Genomic DNA, 2068 nt, shown 5'->3' on the forward strand with positions numbered 1-2068 from the left:
AAAGCCCAAGGCGCGCATCGAAGAGTATTTCGCGCTGAAACAGCTTTTAGAGCTTCGTGGCACAAGCGGCAAGAAGAGCAAAGAGGACGGCAAAAACGGCGGCGCGATCTTGTGCTTCTACGGCCCTCCTGGCGTAGGCAAGACGAGCCTTGCAAACTCCATCGCGACCGCGCTTAAGCGCAAACTTATCCGTATCGCCTTAGGCGGGCTCGAGGACGTAAACGAGCTACGCGGACATCGCCGCACCTACATCGGCGCGATGCCGGGCCGCATCGTGCAAGGGCTCATCGAGGCAAATCAGATGAACCCCGTCATCGTGCTTGATGAGATCGATAAAATTTCAAGCTCATACAAGGGCGATCCGACCGCGGTTCTGCTCGAAATTTTAGACCCGGAGCAAAACTCGAACTTTAGGGATTATTATCTAAATTTCAACATCGATCTTAGCAAGATCATCTTTATCGCCACGGCAAACGACGTATCTCTCATACCCGCGCCGCTACGCGATAGGATGGAGTTTATCGAGCTTAGCTCTTACACGCCGCAGGAGAAATTTCAGATCGCCAAGGACTATCTGATCCCCCAAGAGCTGCAGCGCCACGGCTTAAAATCCGCCGACGTAGCGATCAACCCCGCAGCTCTTTCCGAGATCATCGAAGAGTACACGCGCGAAAGCGGCGTGCGAAACCTGCGTCGCCAGATCGCAGCGATCTTCCGCAAGGTCGCGGTTAAAATTTTAAAAGACAAAGAGTTTAAAAAAATAGTCGTAACGACGAAAAATTTAAGCGAATTTCTAAATAAAAAGGTTTTCGAGATCGACGAGGTTGAAAAGCGCGATCAAATCGGCATCGTAAACGGGCTTGCGTGGACTGCGGTAGGCGGCGACGTGCTCAAGATCGAGGCGGTCAAGATCAAAGGCAAGGGCGCGATGACGATCACGGGCCAGCTCGGCGACGTGATGAAAGAATCCGCGCAGATCGCCTTTAGCGTCGTAAAGGTGCTGATCGACGAGGGTAAGCTCAAAGCGGCTCAAGACGCGAAGGCGGGCGCGGCAAAAGACTCACGCGCGGGCAAAAACTCCGCATTGCGCGCAAATGGCGGCGCGTCTAAAAGCCCTGCGGCGGCACAAAATTCAGGCGTGGAGGAGAATTCCGAGGGTCAAAATTCCGAGCAGATTTATAATAAATTCGACCTTCACATCCACGTACCCGAGGGCGCGACGCCGAAGGACGGACCGAGCGCGGGCATCACGATGAGCACGGCGATCGCGTCGATTTTAAGCGAGCGCGAGGTGCGCGCCGATCTAGCGATGACTGGCGAGATCACGCTAAGCGGCAAGGTGCTGCCGATCGGCGGGCTTAAGGAGAAGCTCATCGCCGCGCACAAAGCCAAAATCGCCGAGGTTTTGATCCCACGCAAAAACTACGAGCGCGACCTGGCGGAGATCCCGAACGAGGTCAAAAACGATCTGAAAATAACGCCGGTAGATCGGATCGAAGAGGTGCTGAAGCTGGCGCTCGTTTAAATTTAAAGCGCCGCTTTAAATTTGGCCGCTTTAGCCCTGCGCTTCGGCGGAATTTTAAAATATTTAATGCTATGATCGGATTATATCATTTCTTTTATAAAAAATAGCGGCGCATTTCGCTCGCGTGAAATTTCTCCCGCCTAAAATTTCATCGGCGCGCAGCAAATTTTTACACAATCGCGGCAATTTTTTTTAAACTTGCTTGCAGCCGAATTTCTCAGACACTCGCGGTAAAATTTTATGCTCGCTTGAGATAGCGTGAAATTTTATTCGCATCGCAAGCTCTCGCCGCGCTTGCGGCAAAATTTCTTGTAACGATGTGACGAACGTAAAATTTCGTAGAATTTCGCATACGCGCGATCGCGTAATGCTGTAAAATTGTAAGACAGTTTAAAATTTCAGCTTCACTTTTAGCGTAAAATTTTATAAAATTTACCTCGCAAAAGGAATAAAATGTTTGATTTTAAAAAAGAGTTTAGACAGCTTTACGCGCCAAAGCAGACGCCGCAAATTTTAACCGTCCCGCCTGCGAATTTCGTCTGC

At 50.6% G+C, this 2068-nt stretch carries 1 protein-coding gene; it reads left to right on the forward strand.

The window, feature by feature from the left end; genetic code table 11:
* Positions 1 to 1525, forward strand: a 1525-nt coding sequence (gene lon / locus Q0140_RS01030; RefSeq protein ID WP_297960710.1) for an endopeptidase La, incomplete at its 5' end; no start/stop codon positions are given.
* Positions 1526 to 2068: the final 543 nt, after the last annotated feature.

The organism is uncultured Campylobacter sp. (assembly GCF_938045405.1).
Lineage (GTDB): Bacteria > Campylobacterota > Campylobacteria > Campylobacterales > Campylobacteraceae > Campylobacter_B.